This is a genomic window from Stenotrophomonas sp. ZAC14D2_NAIMI4_7 (assembly GCF_003086675.1).
Lineage (GTDB): Bacteria > Pseudomonadota > Gammaproteobacteria > Xanthomonadales > Xanthomonadaceae > Stenotrophomonas.
This window is the reverse complement of the sequence record NZ_CP025995.1, coordinates 369,169-385,774: the sequence shown is the minus strand read 5'-3', so window position 1 is coordinate 385,774 and position 16,606 is coordinate 369,169. Positions and strand designations below refer to the sequence as shown.

Genomic DNA, 16,606 nt, shown 5'->3' with positions numbered 1-16,606 from the left:
CAGCAGGCGGACACTGTGCGCCCCTGCACTTGGATCAACGCGTGAGCCCTGCCCTTCCCCCCCTGCACCGCTGGCAGGTGCTGCTGATGTCGGTGGCAACCGGCGTAGTGGTGGCCAGCAACTATTACGCCCAGCCGCTGCTGCATACCATCGCCGATGCCTTCGGCGTGCCGTTCGGGCAGGTGGGCATGGTGGTGACCGCCGCGCAGCTGAGCTATGCCGCCGGCCTGATCCTGCTGGTGCCGCTGGGCGATCTGTTCGAGCGGCGGCGCCTGATCGTGGTGATGAGCCTGCTGTCGGCCGGCGGCCTGGTGATCAGCGCCTGCGCGCCCAGCCTGACCTGGCTGCTGGTGGGCACGACCATCACCGGTCTGTTCTCGGTGGTGGCGCAGGTGCTGGTGCCCTTCGCCGCCACCCTGGCCGCGCCGGAACACCGCGGTCGCGTGGTGGGCACGCTGATGAGCGGCCTGCTGCTGGGCATCCTGCTGGCGCGCACGGTGGCCGGGCTGCTGTCCAGCCTGGGCGACTGGCGCCTGGTCTATGCCATCGCCGCCGGCGTGCTGGTGCTGACCGCCGCCGCGCTGCAGCGCGGCCTGCCACGCTTCCATCACTCGGCCGGGCTGGGCTATTTCGCCCTGCTGCGTTCGATCGGCACGCTGTTCGTGCAGGAGCCGGTGCTGCGCCAGCGCACCCTGCTGGGGGCCTGCAGCTTTGCCATGTTCGCCATCTTCTGGACACCGCTGGCGTTCCTGCTGGCGCAGCCGCCGTACGCCTACAGCGACGCCACCATCGGCCTGTTCGGCCTGGTCGGCGCCGCCGGTACGCTGGCGGCGGGTCTGGCCGGGCGCATGGCTGACCGCGGCCAGGCCGGCCGCGCAACCGCCATCGCACTGCTGATGCTGCTGCTGTCTTGGCTGCCGCTGGGGTTGTCGGCGCATTCTTTGCTGGCGCTGCTGGTGGGCGTGGTGGTGCTGGACCTGGCCGCACAGCTGCTGCATGTCAGCAACCAGAACCTGATCTACGCCCTGCAGCCAGAAGCGCGCAACCGCCTCAACGCCGGTTACATGACCGGCTACTTCATCGGCGGCTCGCTGGGCTCGCTGCTGTCGGCGCAGGTGTACCAGCACTTTGGCTGGACCGGCGTGTGCGTGGCCGGTGCCAGCGTGGCAGTGCTGGCCCTGCTGCTGTGGCTGCCGGGCGCCCTGCGCGCACGCCCGGCCTAGCGGCGGTGCGTGGGCGATGACAGGGAACAGGCGCGCTATCATGGCCGCCTGTTTCCAGGAAGTAGTCGCGTGGACGCCATTCTCACCCCGGTATCGATCGGCGAGCTGATCGACAAGATCACCATTCTCGAGATCAAGGCCGAACGCATCACCGATGCGGCCAAGGTCGCCAACGTGCGCACCGAACTGGACGGTCTGCTGCCGCTGCTGCAGCAGCAGCTGCAGGCACAGCCCGCGCTGCAGGCGCTGAAGGTGCAGCTGAAGGAGATCAACGAGCGCATGTGGGACATCCAGGACCAGCTGCGCGACAAGGAAGCGGCGCAGGTGTTCGACGATGCCTTCGTGCAGTTGGCACGCGGCGTGTACGGCACCAACGGCGAACGCATCGTGGTGAAGAACGAGATCAACCGCGTGGCCGGTTCGGCGCTGGTGGAAGAGAAGCAGTACCAGGGGCAGTAAGCCGGCCTCAGCTGCATTCCAGCAGGTGGCGGATGCGGAACAGTTCGCCATCGCTGCGGATGCCCAGCTTCTGGTAGGCGGTTTTCTTCTGGGTACTGATGGTGCTGGCCGCACGCTGGAAGCGCTGGGCCATTTCGCCGGTGCTGCAGCCCTGCAGCACCAGCCGCAGCACTTCGCGTTCGCGGCGGCTGAGCGGCGCCAGGCTGGGCGCGACCGCAAGCAGGGTGCGCGACCGGCTGAGCTGGACGCGCAGGTCGGGCGGCACGAATCGTCCGCCGCGAGACACCACATCCACCGCGCGCAGCAGCATGTCGGGCGCAGTGGCCTTGGACAGGAAACCGCGCGCACCAGCCTGCATGGCCGTGGTGACCGTGCTGGCGTTGCAATGCGCCGACAGCACCAGCACCGGCAGCTGCGGCCACTGGCGCGACAACCGGCGCAGCAGTGCCATGCCATCGCCCAGATCGCCCAGCGGCAGTGCATCGATCAACAGCAGATCTATGCCGCCGGGCTCGCGGTTCAAGCGCTGCAGCAGTTCGCGCTCATCGGCGTAGCTGCCGCACACCTCCACGCCGCTGTGCTGCCGCAACAGCACTTCCACGCCCAGCCGCAGCACCGGGTGCGGATCCAACAGTGCCAGCCGGCGCGGCCGGTCGGGTAGCAGGGGCGGAAGGACGGGCATCGCTGCATATCCGGCATTTCGGGAATGCCACCGTAGGCCGCCACCGCCCGCTGCGGAATCCAATTCGTTGCAATGCAGCACGCGCACCGCGCCGTGGTCATGCGCGGTTTCGATAGCTGAAACAGAACAGGCCCGGTCAAGACCGGGCCTGTTGATGCGTTGCCGGCGCGATGCGCGCGGCGCGGCGATTACCAGCTGAAGCGCGGGCCGACGGTGTATTCCTTGTCGCCGTGGCGGTTCATCTTCAGTTCGCCGTTCACGCCCCAGTTCTGGTTCAGCTTCACCTGGCCACCCAGGCGGCCGTACCACTGGCCGTCGATGTCCACGCCGTGCTTCTTCGAATAGTCTTCGTAGCCGACCAGGCCATAGACTTCGGCGTGGGCGCCGAAGGCGGTGCGGATACCGGCTTCAGCGCTGTAGCCGTTGAAGTCCAGGCCGTGCTTCTGGTCGAACTTCTGGTAGGCCACGCGGGCGACGAAATCGCTGGACGGTGCGATTTCAACGTTGTAACCGGCGCCGACCTTCCACTGGTCGACCTTGATGTTGGTGTGGTCCACTTCCTGGCGGCTGTATTCACCGAAGGCATGGAAGTTCGGCAGGAAGCCGTAGGAACCCTTGACGCCGTAGCCGTCGGCCTTCACGCCATCAACGTCGGTCTTGGCGTAGTCGGCCTCGGCGTAGTTGTAGGACAGGTTTTCAGCGGCCGAAGCGGTGAACGGCAGGGCAGCGGCCAGAGCCAGGGCAATCAGCGAATTCTTCATGGGGGTACACCTTTACTTTCTTATGGTGTGCAGCAGCGCCAAGGCGCCATCGCATCGGGAATGTAAATTCTCCGTTATTCGACACAACGCTCCCTGAAAACCGCGGTCTTCGCATTGCTGAATTTTCGGGCTTGATTCAGGCAGTTTCTGGCATACGCGCGCGCTGCGTGCACATGCACTGCATTCCAATGGGCGCCTGCGTGTCGATTGCACGCGCACTGATTCGTCGAACCAGCAAGACCGTGCATCCGCCACGGTCCACCACGGAGGCAAGTGATGAGCTACATCGATGGTTTCGTCCTGGCGGTGCCCACCGCCAACAAGGAAAAATTCCTGGCCCACGCCCGCATGGGCGACGTCGTGTTCATCGAATACGGCGCGCTGCGCGTGGTCGAGTGCTGGGGCGACGATGTGCCGCCAGGCAAGACCACTGACTTCTTCGGCGCAGTGAAGGCCACGCCGGATGAGACGGTGGTGTTTTCCTGGATTGAATGGCCCGACAAGGCCACCCGCGATACGGGCATGCAGAAGATGATGGAAGACCCGCGGATGGATCCGTCGAAGAACCCGATGCCCTTCGATGGCGCACGGATGATCTATGGCGGCTTCGTGCCGATCCTGGATCTGTTGCCCTGACTGACCCGACGCGAAGCGCCTCAGCGCGCGCTGGGGTCGTCTTCGCTGGCATGGCCGGCGCCCAGCGCGGCGCCGGCCCCAAGGCCCAGGCCGCCCATGCCGGCGCCCGCTCCACCGCCACCGCCGCCACCACCGCCGCGGCCGCCCTTGGCCTCGCCCTCGCCGCCCCGCGCCTTGTTGCCGCCGGCGCCGCCACTGGCCGGACGGGTTGGGCCCTGCGGTGGAATCTGCAGGTCGGCCGGCACCGGTGCCAGGTCCAGTGCCTGGCGCACGAAGTCACGCAGCGACACCACCAGTTCATGGGTATGCACTGGCCGGCCCTGCGCCAGTTCGGTGGCGGCACGCGCGGCCAGCCGCACCTGTTCGTCGGTGCCCAGCAGCAGGATGTCCGACAACGCCGCCTCCACCGCATCGCGGATGCGCCGCGCACGCTCCGAGCCGGGCTCGGCGCTGCCGCTTTCATGGGCGCGCTGGCGCAGTTCGCGAAGATGGGTGGGGTCCACGCCCAGATCGCCGGTGAACGAGCCGCCCAGCGTCTTGTAGGCAGCCATCAGCGTGCGCAGGCGCTCGTTGATCTGCCGGTTTTCACGCTCGCGGCGCTGCTGCAGGGTCTGCATGACCAACAGGCGGATGCCCACGCCCAGCAAGGTGATCAATACCAGCCCGGCCAGCGTGGACAGCACTCCCTGCCAGGAACTGAAGTCGATACCGCGCATGCGCAGGCCTCCCCGGGAAGACCTGCATGGTGGCCTACTTCAGGTGCAGGGATCGAGAGGATTGCCGCAGGCCACGATCAGCGGGTCGCGGGCGGTGGCCGGCAGCACCGGCATGCGCTCCACCGGTACGCCGAAGGTTGCGGCCAGGGTGGCCGGTGGCAGCGCCGCGCCACACAGGCGGTAGCCGATATCGGCGGGCATCGGCCGGTCGAAGAAGACCAGGAAATGGATGTCCTGCCCCAGTGCTTCGATCTGGTGTGGGTAGGCCGGGGGAATGAAGTACACATCGCCCGGTGACAACAGGTAGGTGTCGGTGCTGCCGTCGGGGTCTAGCACGGTCATGCGCGCATGGCCGCGGTGCACGTAGCCCATTTCGGCGGTATCGGGGTGCCAGTGCGGTTCGCGCATGCCGTCTTCGCCGATCTGCAACGAGTACATGGCCAGATGGCGCAGGGCGGGCCAGAACTGGCTGCGGGCGACCCGTGCGTGGCCATACGGGAAGGTCACCGGTGCCGACTGCGCTTCCACGTCGAAGCGCAGCGGCTGCGCGTGATCGGGCGACGCAGGCGGCAGACCCAGTGGGCGCGGTACCAGGTAGCGGGTGTCGGTATCACGTGGCAGCGCCGCGAAGGCGCTGGCGGGCAGATCGAAGGTATTGCCCAGCACCGCGTCGCTCATCGCGCCGAAGGCCGCCTGCAGCGAGAAATCCTGCGGGTGCGCATGGCTGAAGGCGATGATCAGTTCGGCGCGGCCGGGGCCCAGGTTTTCAATCAAATGCAGTGCACCGCTGGGAACATGGAACATCTGCCCTTCTGACACGACAAACGCAGTGACCTGGTCACCGTTGTCGATCACCTGCACGCGCACCTGGCCCTGGCAGACGTAGGCCAGTTCATCGGCATTGGCATGCCAGTGCGCTTCGCGCATGGCGTCGGCTTCCAGCCGCAGGCGCTTGATCGACAGCCCCTGCAGCAGCGGGAACGCGGTGCCGTCCAGGCGGCGGACTTCGCCCAGCGCACTGGCATGGGCCAGTTCTGCGTGGGCCAGCGAACGGACGTGACGGGACAGGGGCATGGCAGAACCAGACATGATGTTCTCCGTAGGGATCAGGCGATCGTGCTGGGAAGGGCCAGCAGGAAGCAGGTACCGCGGCGTGGCGAGGACTGCACATCCACGAAGCCACCGCTGGCTTCCACCGCGGCGCGCACCTGGGCCAGGCCGAGGCCGCGCCCCGGGCCACGGCTGCTGGCGCCGGGCTCGAACACACGTGCGGCCACCGCCGGATCGATGCCCGGGCCGTTGTCGGCCACGCGCACGATGCCGTAGCGGCCCGGTGTCCGCCCGGGGCCGGCGACCACCAGGGTGCAGGTGTCGGTGCTGATGCGCAGGCGCGCGCCTGGCGCGCAGGCCTCGCGCGCGTTCAGGGCCAGGTTCACCAGCGCACGCTGCAGGGCACTGCGGTCCACCTGCACGCGTCCGGACAGCGCGCACGCATCCAGTTCCAGCTGCAGGGCCGGGGCGATGGCGTGCTGGAGCAGCGGCGCCATTTCCTGCACCAGCTCGGCCAGATCCACGCCATCACTGCTGCACGGGCGCGGAATGTCCTGGCCCAGGAACAGCCGGGCCATGCCGGCACCCTGCTGCAGGGCCTGCCCGGCCACGTCCAGCAGCGCGCTGTCGGCCGGGCCCAGACGGCCGCCCTGCAGCGCCAGCCCGATCGCGGCGGCGGCCGCCTGCAGCACGTTGTTCAGATCATGGCCCAGCATGGCCAGGCGGCTGGCGGGGGACGGTTCGGCGGGGGCCACGGCCAATGGGGTGTGCATTACCGCTCTCCTTGCAATGCGGACGGGTCGGGTGATCAGCGGGTTTCGCGGCAGGCGCCCAGGAACCAGCTGCGGCGTTCGGCCTCGTCGATCCAGGTTTCGATCAGGCTGGTGCTGGCCACGTCGCCGTACGCGCTGCACACGCCATGGGTGGCACGCAGGAAGCCGGCCAGGCGGCGGTTATCGTCGGCCAGTTCGGCCAGCATGTCCTGCGCGGTGACATAGTCGGCATCGTTGTCCAGCAGGCGCTGGATGCGCTGGATGTGGCCGATTGAACGCAGGGTGGTGCCGCCGACCTTGCGCGCGCGCTCGGCAATGGCATCGGTGGTGGCCAGCACCTGCGCGGACTGCTCGTCCAGCATCAGGTGGTAATCGCGGAAGTGCGGACCGCTCATGTGCCAATGGAAGTTCTTCGTCTTCAGGTACAGCGCGAACATGTCGGCCAGCAGCGCGGTCAGCGCCGGGGCCAGATCGGCGGCGGCCTGCGCGCCCAGGTCGTTGCGTACGCGCAGGGCGCTGGAAAAGGTGGGAGCGGTCATGGCGGCGGTTCCAGTGGGGGACGGATCCAGCGTAGGCAGCGCGCGGGCCGGCGCCCATTGCACCTGGGTATCGTCCGGGGCATACCTTGGTTTGCCCGGCCGGCTGCGCACATCCGTGCAAGACGCCGCGCCGGTTCCTTGCCCAGCATGGGCGGGCAAGGGACCGTAGCAGCGGTCTTTCGGCGTGGCCGACAGGCGGCGCCCCACCCTGGCACAGGAGGCCCGATGCCAACGCCGCGCACCCCATCCCCCTGGACCCCGGCACCGCACCCCAGCGGCGGCGGCGACGTGGTGTTCCCGCACCGGATCATTCCCGCGATGGCACTGCGTGCGGTGGCCTGCGTGGTGGTGCTGGCCATCGCCCTGTTCGATACGCTGTCCACGCTGGAAGGCGCGGTGGCGGTGCTGTACGTGCTGCCGGTGCTGCTGGTGGCGCGTACCGGCCGCCGCGGCGACATCATTGCCGTGGCGGTGGCTGGCGCCGGACTGACCCTGTGCGCCTATCTGGATACGCACGGCATCGACCACGTGGGGCCGCAGACCGTGCGCGCACTGGTCAGTCTGGTGGCGATCGCGATCGCGGCCGTGCTGGCCCTGCAGAACCAGCGTTCCATGCGCACCCTGGCCGACCAGGCCGTGCTGCTGGACCTGTCGCACGACATGATCTTCGTGCGCGACCCGGCCGGGGTGATCGGCTTCTGGAACCTGACCGCCGAGCAGGTCTACGGCTGGAGCCGCGAGGAAGCCGCCGGCCAGCCGGCCGACCGCCTGCTGCAGACCCGCTACCCGGCGCCGCGCTCGCAGATTGAAGCGGACCTGCTGCAGCACGACCGCTGGGAAGGCCTGCTGGCGCAGCGCACCCGCGCCGGCCGCACGCTGTGGCTGGAAAGCCGCTGGGTGCTGCAGCGCGATCGCCAGGGGCGGCCGCTGCGGGTGCTGGAAACGCATACCGATGTGAGCGAACGGCAGGCAGCACACGCCGCGCTGGTGCGCAGCGAACAGCGCTACCGGCGCATGTTCGACGGCAGCCGCATCGGCGTGGTGGAACAGGATTGGAGCGAGGTGCAGGCCGAACTGTCGCGGCATGGGGTGGGCGACCGCGCGCAGCTGCAGGCCTATCTGCAGGCATCCCCACAGGCGCTCACCCGCTTCCGGCAACGGGCGCGCCTGGTGGGCCTGAACCCGGCCTTCCGCCGCCTGATCGGCGAAGGCGCACCACCGGCGACGGTCGATGCGGTGTTGGCCGACGACGACCGTACCTTCGCCGCATCGCTGGCTGCCTTCGTTGCCGGCGCGCCGCACTGCGAAGGCGAGACATCCATCGTGCGCGCCGACGGCAGCACGGTGCCGGTGCTGTTCACCATCACTTTCCCCGACCGCCGCGAAGGCGATGGCACGGTGCTGGTGTTCGTGGTCGACATCCACGAGCGCAAGCAGGCCGAGGCCCGCGCGTTGGCCGCGCAGGCCGAACTGGCCCATGCCAGCCGCGTGGCCACCCTGGGTGAACTGACCGCGTCGCTGGCGCACGAAGTGAACCAGCCGCTGATGGCAGTGGTGACCAATGGCGAGGCTGGGCTGCGCTGGCTGCGCCGACCGCAGCCGGAACTGCACGAAGTGGAACTGGCGATCGAGCGCACCATTGCCGAAGGGCGCCGTGCCAGCGGCATCGTGAAGAACGTGCGCGACTTCCTGGGCAAGACACCACCCGCGCACGAAGTGCTGGCCCCGGCCGTGCTGGTGGACGATGCCCTGCGCCTGCTGCAGCATGAGCTGCAGCGCGAGCAGGTGCAGGTACAGGTCGACCAGGTGGCCGCGCTGCCGGACGTGCCGGGCCAGCGCATCCAGCTGCAGCAGGTGCTGGTGAACCTGCTGCTGAATGCCTGCCAGGCCATGAGCGGCCAGCCCGGCGTGCGCACCCTGCACATCGAACTGCAGGCGATCGACGGCCACGTGCGCATCGACGTGAGCGACACCGGCCCGGGCATCGCCGCCGAACACGTGGCGCGCCTGTTCGAGCCCTTCTTCACCACCAAGCCGCAGGGCATGGGCATGGGCCTGCCGATCTGCCGCACCACCGTGGAAGCCCACGGCGGCCAGCTGCAGGTACGCAGCACGCCCGGCACCGGCACCTGCTTTACCCTGCTGCTGGCCACTGCACCGGAGACCGCCTGACATGCATCGTTCCGCGCCCCCACCCGCTGCGCCACCGTTGGTGGTGATCGTGGATGACGATCCGTCCGTGCGCACCTCGCTGGACAGCCTGCTGCGCTCGGTCGGGCTGCAGACGCGGCTGTACGCGGCCCCTGGCGAACTGGGCGCGCAGCCGCTGCCCGATGTGCCCGGCTGCATCGTGCTAGACGTGCGCCTGCAGGGCGTGAGCGGTCTGGATGTGCAGGCCCAGCTGGCCGCCCAGGGCGTGGCCCTGCCGGTGGTGTTCATGACCGGACATGGCGACATTCCGATGACGGTGAAAGCGATGAAAGCCGGCGCGGTGGATTTCCTGGCCAAGCCCTTCCGCGACCAGGACATGCTGGATGCGGTGACCGCGGCCATCGAACGCGACCGCCAGCGCCGCCAGAGCGATGGCGCGCTGGATGGCGTGCGCGCGCACTACGCCACCCTGACCAGCCGCGAGCGCGAGGTGATGGCCCTGGTGGTGTCGGGCCTGATGAACAAGCAGGTGGCCGCCGAACTGCAGTTGAGCGAGATCACGGTGAAGATCCACCGCGGCAACGTGATGCGCAAGATGGGCGTGCGCTCGCTGGCCGAGCTGGTGCGCCAGGCCGAAGCCCTGGGCATCGGCCACTGAGCACAGCCCGCGCCCGGGCCGCTACCCACACCTGCGTATGATGGTGGCGGCCGCGCGGCTGCGGCATAAAGGACACCAGCCAAGTCCGGACCCGTTGCGTCCGGGGTGGCATGAAGGAGTCCCACATGTTTCCGCCCCCCCTCATCGCGATCGTGGACGACGATGCCGGCGTCCGCGCGTCGCTGTCCAGCCTGATGCGCGCGCTGGGCTATGCCGTGCGTGCCTACGCCCACGGCCAGGCGCTGCTGGATGACAGCACGCTGCCCGTGCCGGCCTGCATCATCAGCGATGTGCAGATGCCCGTGCTCGATGGTGAACAACTGCAGGCGCGCCTGCACGCACGTGGCGCCGTACCGCCGATGATCTTCCTGACCGCCTTCCCCACCGCGGCCGTGGAACAGCGCGTGCGTGCCTCCGGCGCGGCGGCGTTCCTGCGCAAGCCGGTGGACGCCGCTGCCCTGGCCGACTGCCTGCAGCGGCTGTTCGGCGAAGGCGATCACACCAAGGTATGCCCCGGCGAACCGAGCGTGTGATGTTGCGCCGAGCACCCCAGGCGTAGCGTGGACCTCGTTCCCACCCACCCCTGAGGAGTTACCCGGATGAGCACTGTCACCACCCCCGATGGCGTCGAGATCTTCTACAAGGACTGGGGCCCGAAGGAGGCCCAGCCGATCGTCTTCCACCATGGCTGGCCGCTGTCCAGCGATGACTGGGACACGCAGATGCTGTTCTTCCTGGCCAAGGGTTTCCGCGTGATCGCCCATGACCGCCGCGGCCACGGCCGTTCGGCGCAGGTGAGCGAAGGCCACGACGTGGACCACTACGCCGCCGATGCCGCGGTGGTCATGCAGCACCTGGACCTGCGCAACGCAGTGCATATCGGCCATTCCACCGGCGGTGGCGAGGTGGCGCGTTACGTGGCCCGCTACGGCCAGCCGCAGGGCCGCGTGGCCAAGGCCGTGCTGGTCAGCGCGGTGCCGCCGATCATGCTGCGCACCGCGGCCTACCCCAAGGGCCTGCCGATCGATGTGTTCGACGGCCTGCGTGCAGCACTGGCGGCCAACCGCTCGCAGTTCTTCCTGGACCTGCCCGGCGGCCCGTTCTACGGCTTCAACCGCGATGGCGCACAGGTCGTTCCCGGCGCCATCCAGAACTGGTGGCGGCAGGGCATGGCCGGCAGTGCCAAGGCTCATTACGAAGGCATCAAGGCCTTCTCCGAAACCGACTTCACCGAAGATCTGAAGGCGATCACCGTGCCGACCCTGGTCCTGCATGGTGACGACGACCAGATCGTGCCGATCGATGCGGCCGCACGTGAGTCGATCAAGCTGCTGGCCAACGGCACGCTGAAGGTCTACCCGGGGTATCCGCACGGCATGCTGACCACCCACGCCGATGTAATCAATCCGGACCTGCTGGCCTTCGTGCAAGGCTGAGGTCTGCCCGCGCGCGGGCACTGCAGCACGCCCGCGCGTTTTTCCGCCAGGAGCCGTGTCATGTCTTCCTCCCCCACTGCGGTCGGCGCCACGCGCGCCGCACCGTTGTTCGCCATGGCCGTGGCCGCCGGCCTGGGCGTGGCCAACATCTACTACAACCAGCCGATGCTGGCGGCCATGGCCCATGACCTGGGCGATGTGCGGGTAAGCAGCTGGATACCTGCGCTCACCCAGCTCGGCTACGCCGCCGGCCTGCTCCTGCTGCTGCCGCTGGGCGACCGCCACGAACGGCGGCGGCTGATCGTGCTGCAGTTCCTGGCGGTGGCGGTGGCCCTGGTGGTGTCGGCGCTGGCGCCGGGGCTGGCCACCTTGGCGATCGGCGCGATCCTGCTGGGGGCGGCCGCCACCGTCGCCCAGCAGATCGTGCCGTTCACTGCGCTGCTGGTGGCGCCGGAGCGCCGCGGTGCGGCCATCGGCACGGTGATGAGCGGCCTGCTGGCCGGCATCCTGCTCAGCCGTACGCTGGCCGGGCTGGTATCGAGCGCCAGCAGTTGGCGCGCCATGTTCTGGCTGGGCGTGCCGCTGGCGCTGGGCGCAGCGCTGCTGATGGCGCGTTCGCTGCCACGGCATGCACCGCCGGGCCACCCGCCCGGTTACGGTGCACTGCTGGGATCGTTGCGCACACTGTGGCGCGACCATCCGCTGCTGCGCCGGGCCACCTGGGCGCAGGCGCTGCTGTTCGCCTCGTTCTCGGTGTTCTGGACCACGCTGTCGCTGCACCTGGCCGCGCCGCCGCTGCAACTGGGTGCTGCCACGGCCGGGCTGTTCGGCATCATCGGCGTGGTGGGCGTGGCGATCGCACCGATGGCCGGGCGCTTGGCCGACCGCCGTGGACCGGCACCGGTGGTGCGGCTGGGTGTGCTGGCCACGCTGGCATCGTGGCTGCTGCTGGGCCTGTGGCCGGGCCTGCCCGGCCTGGTGCTGGGCGTGGTGGTGCTCGACTTCGGCGTGCAGGTGGCGCTGGTCAGCCACCAGCACCAGGTGTACGGCCTGCACCCGGAGTTCAAGAGCCGGCTCAACACGGTCTTCATGACGGGCATGTTCCTGGGCGGGGCGTTCGGCTCGTGGGCCGGCGCGCTGGCCTGGCATCACTTCGGCTGGACCGGCGTGGCGGTGTTCGGCGGTGCCTTGCCGCTGGCCGCGTTGGCGGTGCTGCAGTGGCGGCCGACGGTGCAGCTGGCACGCCACTGACAGGCAAAAAAAAACCCTTCCGCCCGGATCAGGGCGGAAGGGTTGATGGCGCCAGCGCGGATTACTTGCGCTTGGCAGCCTTGCGCACGGCCTTCTTGGCCGGCGCCTTCTTGGCGACAACCTTCTTCGCCGGTGCCTTCTTGGCAGCGACCTTCTTGGCCGCGACCTTCTTCAGCGGTGCAGCCTTCTTGGCCACGGTCTTGCGGGTGGCGGCGACCTTCTTGCCGACAACCTTCTTGGCGGCCGCAGTCTTCTTGGTGGCGACCTTCTTGGTGGCGGCAACCTTCTTGCCGACAGCCTTCCTGGCCACCGCGGTCTTCTTGGTGGCGACCTTCTTGCCGGCCGCAACCTTCTTGCCGACAACCTTCTTCGCAGCCACGGCCTTCTTGCCGGCGACCTTCTTGGCGGCGACGGTCTTCTTGGCCACAGCCTTCTTGGCGGTCGCGACCTTCTTGCCGACAACCTTCTTGGCAGCGGCGGTCTTCTTGGCGACGGTCTTCTTGGCCACGGCAGCCTTCTTGGTGGCGGCCTTCTTCACGGTGGCGACCTTCTTGCCGGCAGCCTTGGTGGCAGCCTTGGTGGTCTTCTTGGCAGCGGCGGCCTTCTTGGTCACGGCCTTGCCGGCAGCCGCCTTCTTCTTGGCCACTTCCTTCTTCAGGGCAGCGGCTTCGGCCTTGGCATTCTTCTTGGCGGTTTCCAGCTTCTTCTTCGCCTTGGCAACGGTCTTGCCAACCGACTTGGCAGCCTTCTCGGCCTTCTTGGCAACGGTCTTTTCGACCTTGGCCACGGCCTTCTTGGCCTTGGCAACGCGGGTACCGGCAGCCTTGGTGGCGCGCTTGACGGTCTTCTTGACCGACTTCACGGCGTCTTCGGCGGCGTGGGCGATGGTCTCGCCGACGTTGGTGGCGGTTTCTTTCACGTTCTCGACGGCGTCGGTCACGACCGACACACCATTACCGTTGCTCATGTTGCCCTCCTGGGGGCCTGGATTGTCAAAACGGGGCGATGCTATACCGACAATCGCCATCGTGGAACGGGTCACGCTTTCGCAATCGCATCCTGTGCGACGGTACTAAGGTAGGCGAACCGGGCCGATGCGCCGTGCAGGATCCGGCAAACCCCTTTTTTTCAGCGGTGCGCGAACATTGCGTGCACGCAGCTGCATGCGCTGGAACGTGCGCCGGCCACGCGTTGCGACGGTTGCGGACAAGCGGCATCGTGCTGCCCATATGCGCGGAACTGCGCAAGTATCGCGCTGTGTCCATGTGTCGCCTGTTGCCTGCATGCGTACCGGCGCGGGTCGCGTACACGCCGCCGGCGCCCTGGTTTTTTCATGGGCCATTTATCCGGATCGCGACACACTCATTCAGCTTGTTCTACCGTATAGGCCTACGGCCCCCCACCCACGCCAACAATTTGACTGCCATGCGACCGCTACCCACCCTGCTCACGCTCGCCATTGCCGCAGCCTTCGGCGGCTTCGTTGCCACCGGCCTCAACGCGCACCTGGACAACCGTGCCGATGCAGCACCGTTGCCGGCCGCACTGCCCACCACCGCGGCGCTGCCGGCATCGGTGGCCGGGCAGGCGGTGCCCTCGCTGGCGCCGATGCTGGAAAAGGCCATGCCTGCGGTGGTCAGCGTCAACACCAAACAGGTGGTGCGCGTACGCAACCCCTTCTTCAACGACCCGTTCTTCCGCCGCCTGTTCCCGGATATTCCGCAGGAACGCATCAACGAATCGCTGGGCTCGGGCGTGATCATCGATGCCAGCGAGGGGCTGGTGCTGACCAACCACCACGTGATCGACAACGCCGACGACGTGCAGGTCACCCTGGCCGACGGACGCACGGTAAAGGCCGAGTTCCTCGGCTCGGACCGCGACACCGATATCGCGCTGATCCGCATTCCGGCGCAGAACCTGACCGACATCAAGCTGGCCGACAGCAACCAGCTGCGGGTGGGTGACTTCGTGGTGGCCATCGGCAACCCGTTCGGTTTCAGCCAGACGGTCACCTCGGGCATCGTCTCGGCGGTCGGCCGCAGCGGCATCCGCGGGCTGGGCTACCAGAACTTCATCCAGACCGATGCGTCCATCAACCCCGGCAATTCCGGTGGCGCGCTGGTCAACCTGCAGGGCCAGCTGGTGGGCATCAACACCGCCAGCTACAACCCGCAGGGCAGCATGGCCGGCAACATCGGCCTGGGCCTGGCCATTCCATCCAACCTGGCCCGCAGCGTGGTGGACCAGCTGGTGAAGCATGGCGTGGTGGTGCGCGGCACGCTGGGCATCGAGAGCCAGAACCTGAGTGCGCAGATCGCCCAGGGCCTGGGGCTTGGCGAAACGCGCGGCGCGCTGGTCACCCGCGTGCTGGCCGGTTCGGCCGGTGCCAGCGCCGGGCTGAAGCCAGGCGACGTGGTGGTGTCGGCCAATGGCCAGCGGGTGGACAGTGCAGAAGCACTGCACAACGTGGAAGGCCTGGCCGCGGTGGGCAGCGTGCTGACCCTGGACGTGCGCCGCGAGGGCAAGCCGCTGCAGATCAAGGCCACGCTGAAAGAGCAGGCACGTGCGGTGACCGGCGACAGCCTGGACCCGCGCCTGGGCGGGGCGACCTTCGTCGATCTGCCCGAATCGCTGCGCCAGTCCGGCGTGGGCGGTGTGCTGGTCAGCGAGGTCAAGCGCGGCAGCCGCGCGGCCAGCAACGGCCTGCAGCAGGGCGACATCATCGCCGAGGCCACGGTGGGTGAATTCGCCGACCTGGCCAGCTGGCGCGCCAATTTCCAGCAGCGCCCGCCCACCCTGGTGCTGCGCATCCTGCGCAACAATGGCCAGCAGCAGGGCCAGTTGGTGATGCGCTGATCGCCCCGCCGTAACACCCCCTATACCCGGCCGATGCTATTGCTACCCGTCCCATCGGCCGAACATCCGTTCGTCCCCCCATCGCAACAGGAGTGATTCGATGAGCCCCACCAATACCGAGAACCTGAAGGAACACCTGGGTGAAGCCGGTTCCCACCTGAAGCAGGCCGCCAGCGCTGCCGGCGGTGCGATCAAGGGTGCAACCGGCGCCGCCGGTGACGAACTGCGCATCGGCAAGGCCAACGTGAAGGCCGAACTGTCCGACAGCGCGCTGTCCGGCCTGGCCGCTGCCGAGTTCGGCGGTGCCGCCGCCAAGGAACAGGTCGATGCACTGATGGACAAGGGCAAGGATCTGGTGGACAGCGCCGCCGAGCTGATCCGTGAACGTCCGCTGGCCTCGTTCGGCGTTGCCTTCGCCGCCGGCTGGCTGATCGCCAAGCTGGCCAGCAGCAACAACAAGTAAGCCGCGTGAGCGAAGACACCACGCAGGCTCCCGATCCGGCGGCGACCCCGCCGCTGGACGAGAGCATCCGCCAGGTCGGCGCGGCCGGCAAAGCCGCCGCCGATTCGGCCAAGCACTCGCTGCGTTCGCTGCGGCGCCTGGCCTCGGCCGACTTCGCCCTGGCCCGCAGTGCGTTTGGCCGTGCGCTGGCGTGGGCCGGGGTCGGCATCGTGTTCGGTGCCTCGGCCTGGCTGCTGATGGCGGCCACCCTCATCGCCCTGCTGCAGAGCTGGGGCCTGAGCTGGCTGCAGGCACTGCTGATCACCTCCCTGCTCAGCCTGGCTGTTACCGGCTACGCGATCTGGCGGGTGTCCTACTTCTTCCACCACACCGGCATGCATGCCACCCGGCGTCAGCTGTCACGCCTGGGCCTGTTCGATGAGCCCAGCGAGGAAGACCCGGACGCCGATGTGCAGATTCCGGAGGGCAAGCCATGAAATTCGGCGCACTGCAGCGGCGGGTGAAGCGCTGCGAACAGGTGGTGGCCGTGCGCATGGCCGAAACCCAGGACAACTGGGGCGTGCTCAGCCAGGTCTGGCGCCGCGGCTGGTCGCCGTTGCGCATCGTGGTGGTCGGCCTGGCCGGCGGCTTCGTGGCCGGCAAGCTGGAAGTGCCGGGCAAGGTGAATGGCGCGCGCTGGCTGCAGATGATCGGCTCGGTGTCCAACCTGATGGCCAGTGGCCAGGCGGCGTTCGCCGCGGCGATGGCGGCCCATGCCGCCGATACCGCCGACGAGGCCGCCGATACCGCAGATGCCGCTGCCGACGCCGCGGCGGATACGGCAGCCGGGCAGGCCACGCCACGGCCGGCGCCTGCGGCCGCCCCTGCCCCGGCAGCGCCGCGTGCGGCCGAGGAGCTGCGCGTGCCGCAGCCGGCCGAGGCCGCTACCGACGTCTCTGAACGTTGACAC

General features: G+C 68.4%; 19 protein-coding genes. 12 read left to right on the top strand and 7 right to left on the bottom strand.

Annotation, left to right across the window (positions count from 1 at the left end; translation table 11 throughout):
* The first annotated feature begins 86 nt into the window (after nucleotides 1-86).
* Nucleotides 87-1,223, top strand: a complete 1,137-nt coding sequence (locus C1922_RS01725) for an MFS transporter (protein WP_343125599.1) — start codon at nucleotides 87-89, stop codon at nucleotides 1,221-1,223.
* 69 nt (nucleotides 1,224-1,292) lie between these two features.
* Nucleotides 1,293-1,682: a DUF6165 family protein gene (locus tag C1922_RS01720; RefSeq protein WP_108748204.1), complete on the top strand. Its 390-nt coding sequence runs from the start codon at nucleotides 1,293-1,295 to the stop codon at nucleotides 1,680-1,682.
* Between the two features lie 7 nt (nucleotides 1,683-1,689).
* On the opposite strand, the gene C1922_RS01715 is transcribed toward C1922_RS01720, so the two are convergent.
* Together C1922_RS01715 and C1922_RS01710 are read right to left on the bottom strand one after the other, a co-directional pair.
* Complete coding sequence (locus C1922_RS01715) at nucleotides 1,690-2,364, bottom strand: response regulator transcription factor (RefSeq protein WP_108748203.1); 675 nt, start codon at nucleotides 2,362-2,364, stop codon at nucleotides 1,690-1,692.
* Between the two features lie 188 nt (nucleotides 2,365-2,552).
* Nucleotides 2,553-3,125: an Ax21 family protein gene (locus tag C1922_RS01710; protein WP_108748202.1), complete on the bottom strand. Its 573-nt coding sequence runs from the start codon at nucleotides 3,123-3,125 to the stop codon at nucleotides 2,553-2,555.
* Nucleotides 3,126-3,401: 276 nt separating this feature from the next.
* Here C1922_RS01710 and C1922_RS01705 point away from each other — a divergent pair, with 276 nt between their 5' ends.
* Entirely contained in the window at nucleotides 3,402-3,761 is a 360-nt protein-coding gene (locus C1922_RS01705; RefSeq protein ID WP_108748201.1) for a DUF1428 domain-containing protein, read from the top strand.
* A 20-nt stretch (nucleotides 3,762-3,781) separates the two neighbouring features.
* Here the strand turns inward: C1922_RS01705 and C1922_RS01700 are convergent, their stop codons facing one another.
* From C1922_RS01700 to C1922_RS01685, 4 genes are read right to left on the bottom strand one after another with little or no spacing between them, the layout of a single operon-like run.
* Entirely contained in the window at nucleotides 3,782-4,477 is a 696-nt protein-coding gene (locus tag C1922_RS01700) for a hypothetical protein (protein WP_108748200.1), read from the bottom strand.
* A gap of 39 nt (nucleotides 4,478-4,516) precedes the next feature.
* Nucleotides 4,517-5,551 carry a cupin domain-containing protein gene (locus C1922_RS01695; protein ID WP_199912214.1) on the bottom strand — a complete coding sequence of 345 codons (1,035 nt, stop codon included), beginning with the start codon at nucleotides 5,549-5,551 and terminating at the stop codon, nucleotides 4,517-4,519.
* Nucleotides 5,552-5,583: 32 nt separating this feature from the next.
* Complete coding sequence (locus C1922_RS01690; RefSeq protein WP_108748198.1) at nucleotides 5,584-6,300, bottom strand: ATP-binding protein; 717 nt, start codon at nucleotides 6,298-6,300, stop codon at nucleotides 5,584-5,586.
* Between the two features lie 35 nt (nucleotides 6,301-6,335).
* On the bottom strand, nucleotides 6,336-6,839 hold the full coding sequence (locus C1922_RS01685; RefSeq protein WP_108748197.1) for a DNA starvation/stationary phase protection protein: 504 nt from the start codon (nucleotides 6,837-6,839) through the stop codon (nucleotides 6,336-6,338).
* Between the two features lie 225 nt (nucleotides 6,840-7,064).
* Here C1922_RS01685 and C1922_RS01680 point away from each other — a divergent pair, with 225 nt between their 5' ends.
* From C1922_RS01680 to C1922_RS01660, 5 genes are all read left to right on the top strand, one after another.
* Nucleotides 7,065-9,011: an ATP-binding protein gene (locus C1922_RS01680; RefSeq protein ID WP_199912213.1), complete on the top strand. Its 1,947-nt coding sequence runs from the start codon at nucleotides 7,065-7,067 to the stop codon at nucleotides 9,009-9,011.
* A gap of 1 nt (nucleotide 9,012) precedes the next feature.
* Complete coding sequence (locus C1922_RS01675) at nucleotides 9,013-9,648, top strand: response regulator transcription factor (RefSeq protein ID WP_108748196.1); 636 nt, start codon at nucleotides 9,013-9,015, stop codon at nucleotides 9,646-9,648.
* Between the two features lie 125 nt (nucleotides 9,649-9,773).
* A complete protein-coding gene (locus tag C1922_RS01670; protein ID WP_108748195.1) occupies nucleotides 9,774-10,181 on the top strand; it encodes a response regulator in 408 nt (135 codons plus the stop codon).
* A gap of 66 nt (nucleotides 10,182-10,247) precedes the next feature.
* Nucleotides 10,248-11,084: an alpha/beta hydrolase gene (locus C1922_RS01665; protein WP_108748194.1), complete on the top strand. Its 837-nt coding sequence runs from the start codon at nucleotides 10,248-10,250 to the stop codon at nucleotides 11,082-11,084.
* Between the two features lie 60 nt (nucleotides 11,085-11,144).
* Nucleotides 11,145-12,335: an MFS transporter gene (locus C1922_RS01660; RefSeq protein WP_108748193.1), complete on the top strand. Its 1,191-nt coding sequence runs from the start codon at nucleotides 11,145-11,147 to the stop codon at nucleotides 12,333-12,335.
* 61 nt (nucleotides 12,336-12,396) lie between these two features.
* Here the strand turns inward: C1922_RS01660 and C1922_RS01655 are convergent, their stop codons facing one another.
* On the bottom strand, nucleotides 12,397-13,302 hold the full coding sequence (locus C1922_RS01655) for a histone (RefSeq protein WP_108748192.1): 906 nt from the start codon (nucleotides 13,300-13,302) through the stop codon (nucleotides 12,397-12,399).
* Nucleotides 13,303-13,760: 458 nt separating this feature from the next.
* Here C1922_RS01655 and C1922_RS01650 point away from each other — a divergent pair, with 458 nt between their 5' ends.
* From C1922_RS01650 to C1922_RS01635, 4 genes are all read left to right on the top strand, one after another.
* Nucleotides 13,761-15,194 (top strand): Do family serine endopeptidase, encoded by a 1,434-nt coding sequence (locus C1922_RS01650; protein ID WP_108748191.1) that lies wholly within the window; start codon nucleotides 13,761-13,763, stop codon nucleotides 15,192-15,194.
* 100 nt (nucleotides 15,195-15,294) lie between these two features.
* Complete coding sequence (locus C1922_RS01645) at nucleotides 15,295-15,657, top strand: hypothetical protein (protein ID WP_108748190.1); 363 nt, start codon at nucleotides 15,295-15,297, stop codon at nucleotides 15,655-15,657.
* Between the two features lie 5 nt (nucleotides 15,658-15,662).
* The gene (locus C1922_RS01640) at nucleotides 15,663-16,133 is read left to right on the top strand and encodes a phage holin family protein (protein ID WP_108748189.1); all 471 of its coding nucleotides are present in this window, start codon (nucleotides 15,663-15,665) and stop codon (nucleotides 16,131-16,133) included.
* Complete coding sequence (locus tag C1922_RS01635; RefSeq protein ID WP_108748188.1) at nucleotides 16,130-16,603, top strand: protein sip-5; 474 nt, start codon at nucleotides 16,130-16,132, stop codon at nucleotides 16,601-16,603. The genes C1922_RS01640 and C1922_RS01635 overlap by 4 nt, the downstream gene beginning before the upstream one ends.
* Nucleotides 16,604-16,606: the final 3 nt, after the last annotated feature.